Annotated in this window: 16 protein-coding genes; 11 read left to right on the plus strand and 5 right to left on the minus strand. The window is 60.1% G+C overall.

Features of this window, described 5'->3' with window-relative positions:
* Window positions 1–105 precede the first annotated feature (105 nt).
* The 5 genes from nthA (at window position 106) to GOX63_RS00400 (ending at window position 3479) form a co-directional block, all read left to right on the plus strand.
* A complete protein-coding gene (gene nthA / locus GOX63_RS00380) occupies window positions 106–720 on the plus strand; it encodes a nitrile hydratase subunit alpha (protein ID WP_170324500.1) in 615 nt (204 codons plus the stop codon).
* Window positions 717–1394 carry a nitrile hydratase subunit beta gene (nthB, locus tag GOX63_RS00385; protein WP_170324501.1) on the plus strand — a complete coding sequence of 226 codons (678 nt, stop codon included), beginning with the start codon at window positions 717–719 and terminating at the stop codon, window positions 1392–1394. Before nthA ends, nthB begins: the two co-directional genes overlap by 4 nt.
* Complete coding sequence (locus tag GOX63_RS00390; protein WP_170324502.1) at window positions 1391–1729, plus strand: nitrile hydratase accessory protein; 339 nt, start codon at window positions 1391–1393, stop codon at window positions 1727–1729. The genes nthB and GOX63_RS00390 overlap by 4 nt, the downstream gene beginning before the upstream one ends.
* Before the next feature lie 212 nt (window positions 1730–1941).
* A complete protein-coding gene (locus GOX63_RS00395; protein ID WP_170324503.1) occupies window positions 1942–3237 on the plus strand; it encodes an adenylosuccinate synthase in 1296 nt (431 codons plus the stop codon).
* Window positions 3237–3479 carry a DUF2842 domain-containing protein gene (locus tag GOX63_RS00400; RefSeq protein WP_170397687.1) on the plus strand — a complete coding sequence of 81 codons (243 nt, stop codon included), beginning with the start codon at window positions 3237–3239 and terminating at the stop codon, window positions 3477–3479. The genes GOX63_RS00395 and GOX63_RS00400 overlap by 1 nt, the downstream gene beginning before the upstream one ends.
* Window positions 3480–3506: 27 nt before the next feature.
* On the opposite strand, the gene GOX63_RS00405 is transcribed toward GOX63_RS00400, so the two are convergent.
* Both GOX63_RS00405 and GOX63_RS00410 read right to left on the minus strand, forming a co-directional pair.
* Entirely contained in the window at window positions 3507–4067 is a 561-nt protein-coding gene (locus tag GOX63_RS00405) for a GNAT family N-acetyltransferase (protein WP_170544445.1), read from the minus strand.
* 184 nt (window positions 4068–4251) lie between these two features.
* Window positions 4252–5832: a hypothetical protein gene (locus tag GOX63_RS00410; RefSeq protein ID WP_170544448.1), complete on the minus strand. Its 1581-nt coding sequence runs from the start codon at window positions 5830–5832 to the stop codon at window positions 4252–4254.
* A gap of 175 nt (window positions 5833–6007) precedes the next feature.
* Here GOX63_RS00410 and GOX63_RS00415 point away from each other — a divergent pair, with 175 nt between their 5' ends.
* The gene (locus GOX63_RS00415) at window positions 6008–6661 is read left to right on the plus strand and encodes a thiamine diphosphokinase (RefSeq protein ID WP_367647188.1); all 654 of its coding nucleotides are present in this window, start codon (window positions 6008–6010) and stop codon (window positions 6659–6661) included.
* A gap of 33 nt (window positions 6662–6694) precedes the next feature.
* On the opposite strand, the gene GOX63_RS00420 is transcribed toward GOX63_RS00415, so the two are convergent.
* From GOX63_RS00420 to GOX63_RS00430, 3 genes are read right to left on the minus strand one after another with little or no spacing between them, the layout of a single operon-like run.
* A complete protein-coding gene (locus GOX63_RS00420) occupies window positions 6695–7051 on the minus strand; it encodes a GFA family protein (protein WP_302478360.1) in 357 nt (118 codons plus the stop codon).
* 33 nt (window positions 7052–7084) lie between these two features.
* Complete coding sequence (locus tag GOX63_RS00425; protein ID WP_170544457.1) at window positions 7085–8458, minus strand: L-serine ammonia-lyase; 1374 nt, start codon at window positions 8456–8458, stop codon at window positions 7085–7087.
* A 1-nt stretch (window position 8459) separates the two neighbouring features.
* Complete coding sequence (locus GOX63_RS00430; protein ID WP_170544460.1) at window positions 8460–9161, minus strand: glutathione S-transferase family protein; 702 nt, start codon at window positions 9159–9161, stop codon at window positions 8460–8462.
* Between the two features lie 167 nt (window positions 9162–9328).
* On the opposite strand from GOX63_RS00430, the gene rpiA reads away from it, so the two are divergent.
* The 5 genes from rpiA to GOX63_RS00455 all read left to right on the plus strand — a co-directional run bounded on the left by rpiA (window position 9329) and on the right by GOX63_RS00455 (window position 13908).
* Window positions 9329–10114 (plus strand): ribose-5-phosphate isomerase RpiA, encoded by a 786-nt coding sequence (rpiA, locus tag GOX63_RS00435; protein ID WP_170544463.1) that lies wholly within the window; start codon window positions 9329–9331, stop codon window positions 10112–10114.
* Between the two features lie 148 nt (window positions 10115–10262).
* Entirely contained in the window at window positions 10263–11621 is a 1359-nt protein-coding gene (gene gor / locus GOX63_RS00440; RefSeq protein ID WP_170324512.1) for a glutathione-disulfide reductase, read from the plus strand.
* A gap of 72 nt (window positions 11622–11693) precedes the next feature.
* Window positions 11694–12836, plus strand: coding sequence for an FtsH protease activity modulator HflK (gene hflK, locus GOX63_RS00445; protein ID WP_170324513.1), 1143 nt, complete (start codon window positions 11694–11696; stop codon window positions 12834–12836).
* Entirely contained in the window at window positions 12836–13714 is an 879-nt protein-coding gene (hflC, locus tag GOX63_RS00450; protein WP_170324514.1) for a protease modulator HflC, read from the plus strand. The genes hflK and hflC overlap by 1 nt, the downstream gene beginning before the upstream one ends.
* The gene (locus tag GOX63_RS00455; protein ID WP_170324515.1) at window positions 13714–13908 is read left to right on the plus strand and encodes a DUF2065 domain-containing protein; all 195 of its coding nucleotides are present in this window, start codon (window positions 13714–13716) and stop codon (window positions 13906–13908) included. The genes hflC and GOX63_RS00455 overlap by 1 nt, the downstream gene beginning before the upstream one ends.
* Window positions 13909–13965 lie beyond the last annotated feature (57 nt).

Genomic DNA, 13965 nt, shown 5'->3' on the forward strand with positions numbered 1-13965 from the left:
TTTGCCATCGGGGGCAAGGGAGGAGTTGCCATCACGACCCCTGATATGCAGCATCACGGCAAAGAGACTGGACAGCTGGGCAAAAGGTAACGCAGGCTGCGACCCATGCCACATGACGATCCCGACCACCCACACGCTTTGTTGCCACCTGACCCCGCGCTGCGCGTTAAGGCGCTTGAGACGATTCTGACCCGCAAGGGGCTGATCGACCCTGCGGCGTTGGATGAGATCATCGACACCTATCAGAACAAGATCGGCCCGCAAAACGGCGCGCGCGTGGTTGCAAGGGCGTGGATCGATCCGGACTTCAGGAAAGCTCTGCTTGCAGACGCAACGCCAGTTGTCGCCGATCTGGGTTTCTATGGGCGTCAGGGTGAACATATCGTCGCGGTGGAAAACACGCCGGACCTTCACAACATGGTCGTCTGTACGCTGTGTAGTTGCTACCCGTGGCCTCTGCTGGGAATTCCGCCGGGATGGTACAAGTCCGATGCTTACCGGGCTCGCGCGGCCCGGGAACCGCGCAAGGTTCTGGCCGAATTCGGGGTCACGCTGCCGTCCGAGACGGCCGTTCGTGTCTGGGATTCGACTGCCGAGATTCGTTACCTCGTATTGCCGATGCGTCCCGCAGGCACCGAAGGGTTGGGCGAAGACGATCTGGCCGCTCTCGTCACCCGTGACTGCATGATCGGAACGGGCCTGCCCAAGGAGCCCTCATGACCCGCGTGCACGATATGGGCGGTCGCTTTGGTGACGGCCCGGTACGGCCCAAATCCGATGACGAACCGGTTTTTGCCGAGGATTGGCACGGGCGGGCGCTGGCGGTGACTCTGGCCGCCGGGTTTCTGGGGAAGTGGAACATAGACGTCTCGCGCCACGCGCGCGAGAGATTGTCCCCCAAGGATTATGCGCGGTTTTCCTATTACGAAAAGTGGATATCGAGCCTTGCTGATCTGCTGGTGGAATCGGGTGTGCTGACTAAGGAGGATTTCACAGGGGCAGCTTCGGACGACCCGCACCCATTGTCTGCCCGCGCTCTGAAAGCCGAATCCGTCGCTGCAGCCCTTGCCAAGGGCGGGCCAGCAGACCGCCCGTCAGATGTGCCCGCTCGGTTCAAGATTGGGCAGAGTGTACGTACCGTACATCCGGCCGCCAATCGACTGGTTGATGGCGGCCACACGCGCCTGCCGATCTATGCATCCGGTGCGACCGGGAAGGTCATGCGGCTGCATGGCACACATGTGCTGCCGGACGCCAATGCGCATGGATTTGGCGAGGCGCCCGAGCCGCTCTATGCGGTGGTCTTCCCAGCCTCGGAATTGTGGGCAGACCCGGAAAACCCCAAAGACGAGGTCGTACTGGACCTCTGGCAAAGCTATCTGGAGCCAGCATGAGCAATTGCGCTGCCCATTCTGCGCCTGAACCTGTTTTTGCCGAACCCTGGCACGCTCAAGTATTTGCGGTAACTGTGGCCCTGAACGAGGCTGGATGCTTTGACTGGCCCGACTGGGCCACGCGTTTTTCGCAGACGCTAAAGCGCCACGGACTGGATCGCGATCTAGACGGGGGCGATGACTATTTCCATGCTTGGCTGGAAACTCTCGAGCAGTTGCTGGACGAGCAAGGCTCGGCGGTCGCTGGCGAAGTCACCCAGTATCGGAATGCGTGGGAAAAGGCTTACCTGACAACGCCTCACGGTCTGCCAGTGCGTTTGACTGCTGACGGGTAGGGGGCGTTGCCACCGCCGCCCGTTCCGGACGACTCCCCCGGGAAATTTGGAGCCAGATGAACAAGGGATTCGCGCTTCATCTGGCCAAAAATACCCTCGCCGGAGGCACCGCGCGCAGCGCGGTTCTTATCTGCGGCGAATTACCGGTTTCCCTGTCGCTTTGTCCTCGTTATACGAGCCGAGTTTGGTAATTCAGCGCAAAAGGACCGGATATGGCCAATGTGGTTGTTGTCGGCGCCCAGTGGGGTGACGAAGGAAAAGGCAAGATCGTCGACTGGCTCAGCGAGCGGGCAGACGTGATCGCGCGTTTTCAGGGCGGGCATAATGCCGGTCATACGCTGGTCATTGATGGTGAGGTCTACAAGCTGCACGCGCTGCCTTCGGGCGTTGTGCGTGGCGGCAAGCTGAGCGTCATCGGCAACGGCGTTGTGCTGGACCCGTGGCACCTGATCAAAGAAATCGGAACCATCCGCGCGCAGGGCGTCGATATTTCGCCCGAAACCCTGATGATCGCCGAGAACACGCCGCTGATCCTGCCGATCCATGGTGAACTGGACCGCGCGCGCGAAGAGGCTGCCAGCAAAGGCACAAAGATCGGAACCACCGGCCGCGGCATTGGCCCGGCTTACGAAGACAAGGTTGGCCGCCGGTCTGTGCGCGTAGCCGATCTGGCGGACGAGGCTACGCTTGAGGCACGTGTAGACCGTGCGCTGCAGCACCATGACCCGCTGCGCAAAGGTCTGGGGATCGAGCCTGTGGACCGGGACGCGCTGATTGCGCAACTGAAAGAGATCGCATCGGAAATCCTGCCCTTCGCGGCGCCTGTTTGGAAAGTGCTGAATGAAAAGCGCAAGGCGGGCAAACGCATCCTGTTCGAAGGGGCGCAGGGCGCGTTGCTGGATATCGATTTCGGCACCTATCCTTTTGTGACCTCGTCCAACGTGATCGCCGGTCAGGCAGCAACGGGCGTGGGCATCGGTCCGGGGTCGATCGACTTTGTTCTAGGCATCGTCAAAGCCTACACCACCCGTGTGGGTGAGGGGCCGTTCCCGACCGAGCTGGACGATGCGGACGGTCAACGCCTCGGCGAGCGCGGGCATGAGTTCGGCACCACCACCGGGCGCAAGCGCCGCTGCGGTTGGTTCGACGCGTGTCTGGTGCGTCAAACCTGCGCTACCAGTGGCGTGAACGGCATCTCGCTGACCAAGCTGGACGTTCTGGACGGGTTCGAGACGCTCAAGATTTGCGTCGGCTATGAGCTGGACGGTGAACGTTTGGACTATCTGCCCACCGCGGCCGATCAGCAGGCGCGCTGCACACCGATCTACGAGGAAATGCCGGGGTGGAGCGAATCCACCGAAGGCGCACGCAGCTGGGCCGATCTGCCGGCCAACGCGATTAAATACGTGCGCCGCGTCGAGGAGCTGATCGAATGCCCCGTAGCCCTTTTGTCCACCAGCCCGGAGCGGGACGACACCATTCTGGTGACCGACCCGTTTGCTGACTGATGAGCGACGACGGAAAGACCGGCCTCAGCTACAAGGCACGGCGCCGCTGGTCGCTGGTGCTGCTGTTGATTGGGTTGCCGGTCTATATCGTGGCGGTGGTGACAATCGTGAACTGGCTCGACCGCCCACCGATCTGGCTGGAGCTGCTGGTCTATGTCGCTTTGGGCATTGTCTGGGCGCTGCCGTTCAAGTTCGTCTTCAAGGGCGTCGGCAAGGAAGACCCGGACCAGCCGTCGGAATGACAGGCCGGAGTGACTGATTAGGTCAGTTCACTCCGGATGCCGATCCGGCCCGGGCCAGCTGAGGATGGCGCGGGCCATTGCGTGGTACTCGCCTGAGATCTCTTCAGCAACGCTGAGCGGGGTAGGCCAGGGCGCGGTCAGAGTTGCCTGAACCTGCCCCGTGACCAGATTCAGATCTGCCTCGTGTTTCGCAGCCAGTCGGCGCATTTTCTGGTTGGTGGCCAGGCACAGCATGTGCACTTCGCGAATTCCGCGATTCCGGGCCGCGGTGATGATCCGCGACAGCAGGGCATCCCCGATACCACGATCCTGCCACGCGGTTTCGACCGAAAAGGCAGCCTCGGCCACATGCGTCCGGCTGTCTGGCAATACGCGTAGTTCCCCCACTCCACGCAAACAGGAATCCGGAAATGCGCCGAAGATCAATGCCGCGTTGTCGAATAACCCGGACAAATAGCTCTGAACATATGTGGTGCTGACCGGAGCGCCGAATCTCGAAGCTAGAGCTTCGTCATTCAGGTTGTTGAAATGGCTTATTATTTTTGGTTTGTCATATATCCGGAGGCGTCGAATAGGCAGTTCATACATGGCGCGGCCCTTGTTTGAACGGATTTAGAAACGTCTTTTTTCTATCACCCAGTATACCATTTTTCTGCGGTGCAGCATAGCGGGTGCGCCCGCAAATGACGCCAAAGGGACAAGTGGGAAAATTTGTGCAAGAAAAATGGGCCGAAGAGATCTCCGGCCCATCATCCCGTGATTCTATTGGGTTTTATCCTGCGGCGCGCGCGTCATCCGGGCGGAAGCCGATCTCGGTCGAGGCTGCAAAACGTCCGCCGCCTGCTTTTTCGATCTTTCCGTCCCGCAGCAACTGACCGAACGAACGCAGGCTTTCCTCACGATTGAACTCATCCTGCTTGAGCGAGCGAATCTTGTTCATCAGTTGCGGGCGCGAGAACTGCTCCTGACCTTCAATGAAGGACAGATAAGCGGCCGCTGCTTCCAGCAGATCCGACAGCGATTGCGCACCTTGTTCTTGCGCGAACAGGGCAAAACCACTTTCTTCAGCAGCTTCTTCTTCACCCTCGGTCTCGGATGTCACACGGCGGGGGGTTACCGGGCCGGCATCCTTGGTCTGATTGTCGATACGCTGCTCGGCGACCAGCTTAAGCGGTGCCGACGCGTCGCTGGTTGGGCGTTCGCTGGTGACCTCAACCTCCGGGCGGCGCGGGCTGACGACCGAGGACAGATCGCCACGGTAGTCCTGATCATCGTCCTGATCGGCCTTACCTTTTTCACCCCGTTCTGCTTCGGTTGCAGCGACCGCCGCACGCAGCTGGGTATAGGTTTCGCGTGTGTTGCTTGTATCCGGATTGTCCAGTTGTTCTCCAACCTTGTCCATCAGACGCGAGACATCGTGGTCAAGGTCAGATGTTTCAGCGGCCGGGGTTTTAGAACGGCCGGCCAAGATGGCTTCCACACTGGAAATCTCTTCCAGCAGGTCAGCCTCGTCCTCTTCCGTCATGATCCCATCAGCGGCTGCCTCGGTGGGTTCTTCGTCAGCACTGGTATCGCTGAGGATATTGGTTACCTCATCGCCTTCGGGCTCACTCTCATCAGTTTCGTCGAAATCCGCGAGCAGAACATCCGGTGTGGTAGTTTCGTCTTCGACCTCTACCTCGACAGCGGAGACCGGGGTCTCGGGTTCGATTTCCTGGGCCGGAGCGGCGGGTTCTTCGATCTCTTCAGCCCGGGGCATTTCTGGTTCAGGTTCGGATTCTTCGACAGGTGCGTCAGCCTCTGTTGTGGTTTCCAGGTCGGCCGGATTCAGTGAGCCGGCCGCGAATGCCGCCGCGACTGCGTCAGACGGACCGGCTATGTTTTTCATCAGGGCCGTCTCTTCATCCTCAGTGTAGATGACCGAGTTTTCCTCGGAATGGGATACAACGGCCCGGATACGCTGCAGTTTGGCGGCGATGCTGTCAGCGGCAGGGGGAGGCGTGTCTGCGACTGCTTCGGCGTCAGTGACAACGGGCTGAGAGGGGGGCGAGGGGGGAGTGTTGATAACGTTCAGATCCGGCGCGCTGGTGGCAGGTTCGTTCGTGGCGCGGATCAGCAGGCCGGCGTCGCTCTGGCGTGCTTCGACCTTGCGCGACGCATCGCGCTGCGCAATTTTCGTCAGCATTTCTGTATCAGGCTGCGGAGGTTCAGAACCGAAATACCGATCGTCGGCGGCAAGATCACGGAAGTATTCGGCAATCGCTTTCATCGTCTCAAAGGAATCGTCAAAACCTTCCAAAGTGCACGAGAAGGTTCCATAGGAGACGGTTAAAACCTTGTTATTCTGTACCATCAGACGCACGTCCTTTACAAACTACAAGAGCCATTCACCCGGCAACGGGCACACCTATGGCTCGAAACTCTCAGCATGAACCTATCATTTTGTGGTCTCAATGTGTCCAAATCCGGGAAAAATGATCAATCTTAGAAAAAATAGCCAAATTGTGCGGTCTGAGGAGCCAATCGCGTTGGTTGGAGGTGGTGAAATCGGCCCTGAAGACCTGAACCAGACGCTGATTCGCGTCAAGACGGTTGTGGCAGCGGATGGCGGAGCTATTCCGTTGATTGATTCGGGGCGGATGCCAGACGCCGTTATTGGCGACTTTGATTCGCTGACCGGCACGTATCTTGAGCGGATTCCAGCGGACCGTCTGTTTCCAATACGTGAACAGGACAGCACGGACTTCGACAAGGCCCTGCGCAGTATCGACGCGCCTCTGGTGCTCGGGGTCGGATTTCTGGGTGGTCGGCTGGATCACCAGATGGCGGTGCTTAACGCGCTGGTTCGCTTGCGGGATCGTCCGTGCATCCTGATCGGAGAGCATGAGGTTGTTTTCCACGCGACGCCGCAGATTAAGTTAAGCCTCACGCCTGGTGATGTGGTGTCATTGTTTCCGTTTCAGCGCGTAACCGGCCGTAGCAAAGGGCTGGAATGGCCAATCGACGATTTGGTGCTGGAACCGAACGGTCGCGTGGGTACGTCGAACCGGGCGCTGTCTGATGTGGAGCTGACCGTAGACGGACCCGGCCTGTTGGTGATGGTGCCTCGTGACGCTCTGGATCAAGTCATGCAGGCGTTTTTGTCGGGGCCCATCAGGCGCTGGCCCGCCCGCGATGACTGACATCCAAGCGGACAGCCGTATGGCGGAGTGCGCCTAGGGCAGGGGCTGCACCTTGGTGTAGTCCGGCCCGATGCAGGTGGGTAGGTCGTCGCCAAGTTTCAGCCAATGCAGCTTTTCCTCATGCGCCACGTGCAGCGTGGGTTCCAGCTGGTTCGGGTCTTCCAGCGTCGCCACGTACAGATGCAGTACGTCCGACATGGATTGCGAGCGGAACGAGATCGGCGTGCCGCAGTTCGGGCAGAAGCAGCGCTCGACTCCTGGAGAGGAATTGAAGGTTTTCGGCGCCTCTCCGGTCCAGCACCACTGGCCGTCGCGCACGCCGAAATAGGTGGTCATCGGGGCAGCGCACTGCCGCCTGCAACTGTCGCAATGGCAGGTGACGCAGGACAATGACCCCGCATGGTTTCCCCTCCTGTTGTGGCGTCAGCAGTTGGGTATGTTCACCGCCAGACCGCCCAACGACGTTTCCTTGTACTTTTCGTGCATATCTTGCCCCGTCTGGCGCATGGTTTCGATCGCCGCGTCCAGCGGTACGAAATGCTGGCCATCACCGCGCAGCGCCAATGACGCCGCCGAAACCGCCTTGATCGCCGCCAGCCCGTTCCGTTCGATACATGGCACCTGAACCAGTCCTTTGACCGGGTCGCAGGTCATGCCCAAGTGGTGCTCCAGCGCGATCTCGGCGGCGTTTTCGACTTGCTCAGGCGTGCCGCCCATCACGGCGCACAGCCCAGCAGCAGCCATGGCTGAGGCGCTGCCGACTTCGGCCTGACACCCAGCCTCGGCGCCCGAGATCGAGGCGTTGTACTTGACCAGACCGCCGATGGCGGCCGCGGTCAGCAGGAAATCCTCGACATGGCTTTCCGAGGCCCCCGGCACGTGGTCGAGGTAATAGCGCAGCACCGCAGGCAGCGTGCCCGCCGCGCCATTGGTCGGCGCAGTGACGACCTGACCACCGGCGGCGTTTTCCTCGTTCACCGCCATGGCATAGACGCTCATCCAGTCATTGATCGTGTGCGGCGCGTTCAGGTTCATACCCCGTTCGGCCAGCAGAGCTTCGTGAATGCCTTTGGCGCGGCGGCGCACGTTCAGACCGCCGGGCAGGATACCGTCGGTTTTCAGGCCGCGTTCGATGCAGTCGTTCATAACCTCCCAAAGGCGCGCGGTGCCTTTGGCGAAACTGATGGGGCAACCGCGGGCAACTTCGTTCTCGCGCTTCATCTGCGCGATGCTCTTGCCGCTGGCTTTTGCCATCTCCAGCATTTCTGCCGCCGAATGGAACGGGTAGGGTACGGGCGGGCCGTCATTGGTGTCCTTGCCCTCAGCCAGTTCCTCTTCGGTCAGGACAAAGCCGCCGCCGACCGAGTAATAGACCTGCCGCAGGATCACGTCGCCCTGCGCATCGGTTGCCATCAGGATCATGCCATTGGCGTGACCGGGCAGGTTGTGATCGTAGTCAAAGACAAGGTCGGTCTTGGGATCGAATATCAGTGTCGGCAGGCCTTCGGGCGTGACCGTATGGGTCTTGGCGATTTCGGCCAGCGCGGCCTCGGCCTTGTCGTTGTCATAGGTGTCGGGCACGAACCCGGCCAGCCCGAGGATGGTGGCGCGGTCGGTCGCGTGGCCAACTCCGGTAAAGGCCAGTGAGCCGTGCAAAGACCCACGTAGCCCCGCGAATTCGAACGGCGAGGCGCGCATCAGGTCCAGAAACCGAGCGGCCGCAACCATCGGCCCCATGGTATGAGACGAAGACGGGCCGATGCCCACTTTGAACATATCGAAGACAGATAGAAACATGTCAGGTAGCTGAGCCTTCTTGAGGAGTAGCGTAACTCGGAGAGGTGAACGGTGTAACCCCCAACCCTTCGGCCGCAATGGCGGCTTGGGTTGCGGGACGGGTTTCAAGCTGCGTCAGGATCGCTTGCAGATGGGGTGTATCCGACAGGTGATACCAGCCGCGATCGGCGTTGGCGGGGTACAGCGCCATCCATCGCATCTGGCAGGCCAGATAGTATGTCAGAACCGAGGGCTGCTCCGGGTGCAGCCAAACCGGCGTGTTCTTTGCTTCGGCTTCCAGAACCTGCAAATGTCGGCGCAGGCGCGGGCGGATACTTTCGCGCAGGGTGTCGGCTTGTGCGGCGTCGATATATTTCTCGGCATAGAACAGAATGCGCAGGTCGGCGTGCAGCGTGTTCGATGCAAAGAACAGCCATTTCAGAAACGCCGCGCGCTCTGGAGTTTCGGGCGAGGGTGCCAGTTGTCCGTGTGCATCCGCCAGCCACAACAGGATGGCTGCCGTTTCAAAGATCGGTCCCTGCGGTGTGTCCAGAACCGGGATCAACCCGTTCGGGTTCAACCGCCTGTAGGCCGCACTGTCCTGCTCGTTCTGGCGGCGGTCCACCAGTACGGTTTCATAGGGTTGGCCCATCTCTTCCAGCGCCAGTCTGATCACCAGAGAGGCGTTGTCGGGGGCATAGTGCAGGCGATAGGGCGCGATCATGAAGTCTATGTATAACGCCAGAAGAAGCGCGGAAGCCTCGATTGCGACGTTTCCAATTGGAAACGCGTATTTTCGATAGATGTTTGGGTGGCGGCAGGGCGATTTCGCTCTCGCAGTCGGCGGTTGCATTCCGTATAAACCCTGCAGCAATACAGGGAAACGCTGCCATGACCCCAGATATGTCCCCCATCGGCAAGGCCAAATATGTTGCCGCGCGCCGTGCCGCCGATATGGTTCAGGATGGGATGCGCGTCGGGCTGGGCACTGGATCGACCGCCGCCTGGATGGTGCGCCGCCTGGGCGAACGGGTGAAAACCGAAGGTCTGCGCGTCAAAGGGGTTCCGACCTCGATCCGCACCGCGCAACTGGCCCGTGAGGTCGGGATCGAAGTGGTCTCACTGGATCAAGCCGGCTGGCTGGATCTGACCATCGACGGTGCGGATGAGTTCGATGGTGAGCTGAACCTGATCAAGGGCGGCGGCGGCGCGCATCTGCAAGAAAAGATCGTGGCCACGGCCAGCGATCAGATGGTGGTGATTGCCGATGCCGGTAAAGAGGTCGAAACGCTGGGTGCCTTCCCCCTGCCGGTCGAGGTGATCCCTTTTGGCTGGCAAACCACGCGGACCCTGATTGAAGAGGCGCTGGACACGATGGATGTTCTGGGCAACTCGGCGATGCTGCGGATGAATGGCGAGGCGCCGTTTGTGACAGACGAGGGCAACCACATTCTGGACCTGCACCTGCAGCGCATCGGGAATGCGCGCCAGCTGGCCTTGGTGCTCAATCAGGTGCCGGGCGTGGTCGAAAACGGACTGTTCATCGACATCTGTGACAAGGTTGTGATCGGCCACGGTGATGGCCGGGTCGAGCTGCGCGACATCAATGCGGGCACCACCGAACTGGACCAACTGGTCGAGAGTGGAGACAACCTGTTCTCGGATCTGGCGGATTGAGACCGGCGACTGGCACCAGTGCAGAAGCGTGAAACACACATGGTGGCAGTGCTTTAAGTGAAGTTTACACACCGACAAGGGTTGGCAGCGCGTCTTTCGACCCCAGATAATCATCGAATTTTGGCCTGACGGTATAAAGGAACTCAGGATGAGCTTTGACTATGATCTGTTCGTCATCGGAGGCGGCTCGGGCGGGGTCCGTGCGGCGCGTGTGGCGGCTGGTGAAAACGGTGCCAAGGTGGCGCTGGCCGAAGAGGACCGTTATGGCGGGACCTGCGTCATCCGGGGATGTGTGCCAAAAAAGCTGATGGTGTTTGCCAGCGAATTCTCAGGCATGGTCGGTGATGCACAGGCTTATGGATGGGACATTCAGCCCGGTGCGTTGGATTGGAAAACGTTTCACGGCAAGCTGGTAATGGAACTGGACCGGCTGGAAGGCATCTATCGCAACATTCTGAAGAACAACGGCGTTGAGAGCTTTGATCAACGAGCCACTGTTGTTGATGCGCATACCGTTGAGCTGGCCGATGGTACGCGCAAGACCGCCAAGCATATTCTGATCGCAACCGGCGGTCGCCCGGTTGTACCTGAGTTCCCTGGATCAGAACTGGCGATCACGTCGAATGAGATTTTCCATCTGGAGAAACTGCCTGAAAGCATCCTGATCGTCGGTGGCGGCTACATCGCCAGCGAGTTCGCCGGGATCATGAACGGGATGGGTGTGAAAACCACTCAGTTCTATCGCGGTGCGCAAATCCTGCGCGGGTTTGACGAAGAAGCACGCGGGCTGATCAGCGAAGAGATGTGCCAGAATGGTATCGACCTGCATCTTGGCACAAACGTGCTTGAGATGAAAAAGCAGGGCGACAAGATCTGGGTCAAAGCCACCAACGGAACCGAACAGGTTTTCGATGTGGTCATGTACGCCACCGGGCGTGCGCCTAATGCTGATGATCTGGGGCTTGAGGCCGTGGGCGTTGAACGCGGTCGCAAGGGTGAGATCGTGGTGGACGAATACAGCCAGACCGGTGTGCCCTCGATCTTTGCCATCGGGGATGTGACCGACCGCGTGAACCTGACCCCGGTTGCGATCCGCGAAGGCATGGCGTTCGTCGAAACCGTCTTCAAAGGCAACCCGACGCCTGTGGATCACGAGTTGATCCCAACCGCGATCTTCACGCAGCCGGAATTCGGCACCGTGGGCCTCAGCGAGGAAGACGCCGCGGCACAAGAACCGATTGAGGTTTACGCGACCTCGTTCAAACCGATGCAGAAAGCGTTTGCCGGCGGCACGCAGCGCGTCTTGATGAAGCTGATCGTCAGCCAGGCGACTCGTAAGGTGCTGGGCTGTCACATCGTTGCCCCGGGCGCGGGTGAGATGATCCAGCTGGCCGGAATTGCCGTAAAGATGGGCGCGACCAAGGAAGATTTCGACCGCACCGTTGCCGTTCACCCGGTCATGGCCGAGGAACTGGTTACACTGCGGCAACCTGTGCGCACTGCTTGATTTGCAACTGCGCGCACACAAGTTACAAGGGAAACCGTGATCACACGGTCCAACACAAGGGAATAGATACATATGGCGGGCAACAGCGGTGGCCCCTGGGGGGGCGGAGGCTCTTCAGGCGGTGGAGGAAATCGGGGTAACAACGGGGACGGGCGCAAGCCCCCCGAAGGCGACGGCCCGCAGATCCCCGAGATCGATGAGCTGATGAAGAAAGGCCAGGAACAGCTGCGCGTCCTGATGGGCGGCCGTGGCGGTTCGGGTCGTGGTGGCGGTCAGGGTGCCGGTGGGGGTGGTCCCATCTTTACCAAAGGCACCGTGCTGATCGGTGTGGTTGTTGCAGCCGTGCTTTGGGGTGCGGCCAGCTTCTATACCGTCAAGCCCGAAGAACAATCGGTTGAGCTGTTTCTGGGTGAGTTCTCGGCCGTCGGCAATCCGGGCCTGAACTTTGCCCCGTGGCCCTTTGTGACCGCTGAGGTCATCCCGGTCACCCGCGAACAGACCGAAGACATGGGCGGCACGCGCGGCAGCGACGACGGTTTGATGCTGACCGGCGACGAAAACGTGGTCGATATCGACTATCAGGTCGTTTGGAACATCAATGACCCGGCCAAGTTCCTGTTCAACCTGCGTGACCCGCGCCAGACGATCCGTGCCGTGTCGGAATCGGCGATGCGTGAGATCATTGCGCAAAGCGAACTGGCCCCGATCCTGAACCGGGACCGTGGTATCATTGCCGAGCGTCTGCAGGAACTGATCCAGTCCACGATGGACAGCTACGACTCGGGGATCAACATCGTCCGTGTCAACTTCGATAAGGCTGACCCACCGCAAGACGTGATCGCCTCGTTCCGTGACGTTCAGGCCGCTGCACAGGAGCGTGACCGCCTTCAGAACGTGGCCGACGCCTATGCTAACCGTGTTCTGGCGGAAGCCCGTGGTGAAGCTGCGCAGGTTCTGGAGGAGGCCGAAGCCTATCGCGCCCAGCAGATCAACAGTGCTCAGGGTGAAGCCAGCCGTTTCAGCGCGGTTCTGGAGGAATATACCAAAGCGCCTGATGTGACCCGAAAACGTCTCTATCTGGAACGGATGGAGCAGGTTCTGGGTGATGTCGACAAGATCATTCTGGACGAGAACTCGACCGGTCAGGGGCAGGGCGTCGTGCCCTATCTGCCGCTGAACGAACTGCGCCGCAACCAGACCGGGGAGAGCAACTGATGCGTAAGTCACCCATTCTTCTCATTGTCGTCGTGATTCTCGGCGTCGTCGGCCTGTCCTCGATCTTTATCGTGGACGAGCGTGAGCGTGCGCTGGTTCTGCAATTCGGCCGTGTGGTTGCGGTGAAGGAAGAGCCGGGTCTGGCCTTCAAAATTCCCGTGATCCAGGAAGTTGTCCGTTATGATGACCGCATCCTGTCGATTGACGTCCAACCGCTTGAAGTAACGCCTCTGGATGATCGTCGTCTGGTTGTTGATGCCTTCGCGCGCTACCGGATTTCGGATCTGAACCGTTTCCGTCAGGCTGTAGGTGTCGGCGGTATCCCGGTTGCCGAAGATCGTCTCGATCGCATCCTGCGCGCTGAAACGCGCGAGGTCTTGGGTTCGGTGTCGTCCCGCGATATCCTCAGCTCGGACCGTGCCGCGCTGATGCTGCGCATCCGCAACAGCGCGATTGCCGAAGCTCAGGCGCTGGGCGTCAACGTGATCGACGTGCGTCTGAAGGCCACCGATCTGCCACAGGCGAACCTCGAGGCGACCTTTGACCGGATGAAAGCCGAACGTGAACGTGAGGCGACCGACGAACGCGCACGCGGTAACGAAGCGGCGCAGCGTGTCCGCGCGCAGGCCGACCGGACCGTGGTCGAACTGGTGTCGGACGCCAACCGCGAGGCCGAGATCATTCGCGGTGAAGCTGACGCCGAACGCAACGCGATCTTCGCCGAAGCCTTTGGCAAGGACCCCGAGTTCTTCGAGTTCTACCGCTCGCTGTCCGCGTATGAACGCGCACTCGGCGGCAGCAACAGCTCGATGGTGCTGAGCCCGGATTCCGAATTCTTCAACTATCTGAAATCGCCCACCGGGCAGAGTGGCCGATAATGGGCTTGATCCTTCTGGCCTTCGGGCTGGTACTGATTGTCGAGGGGCTGGCGTACGCGCTGGCCCCTTCGCTTATTGAACGCATGCTTGAGGCACTGCGGTCGCTGCCGGAACAGGCGCGACGGCTGGCGGGGCTGCTTTGCGTGGTCAGCGGTCTGGTGCTGCTGTGGGGCGCGTATCAGGTCGGGTTTTAGTGCAGTCATTTCAATTGCCGGTGATTTCCCCGCGATCCCGAGTTGCGGGCTTGAACA

It is taken from the genome of Ruegeria arenilitoris (genome assembly GCF_013031355.1).
Taxonomy (GTDB): Bacteria; Pseudomonadota; Alphaproteobacteria; order Rhodobacterales; family Rhodobacteraceae; genus Ruegeria; species Ruegeria arenilitoris_C.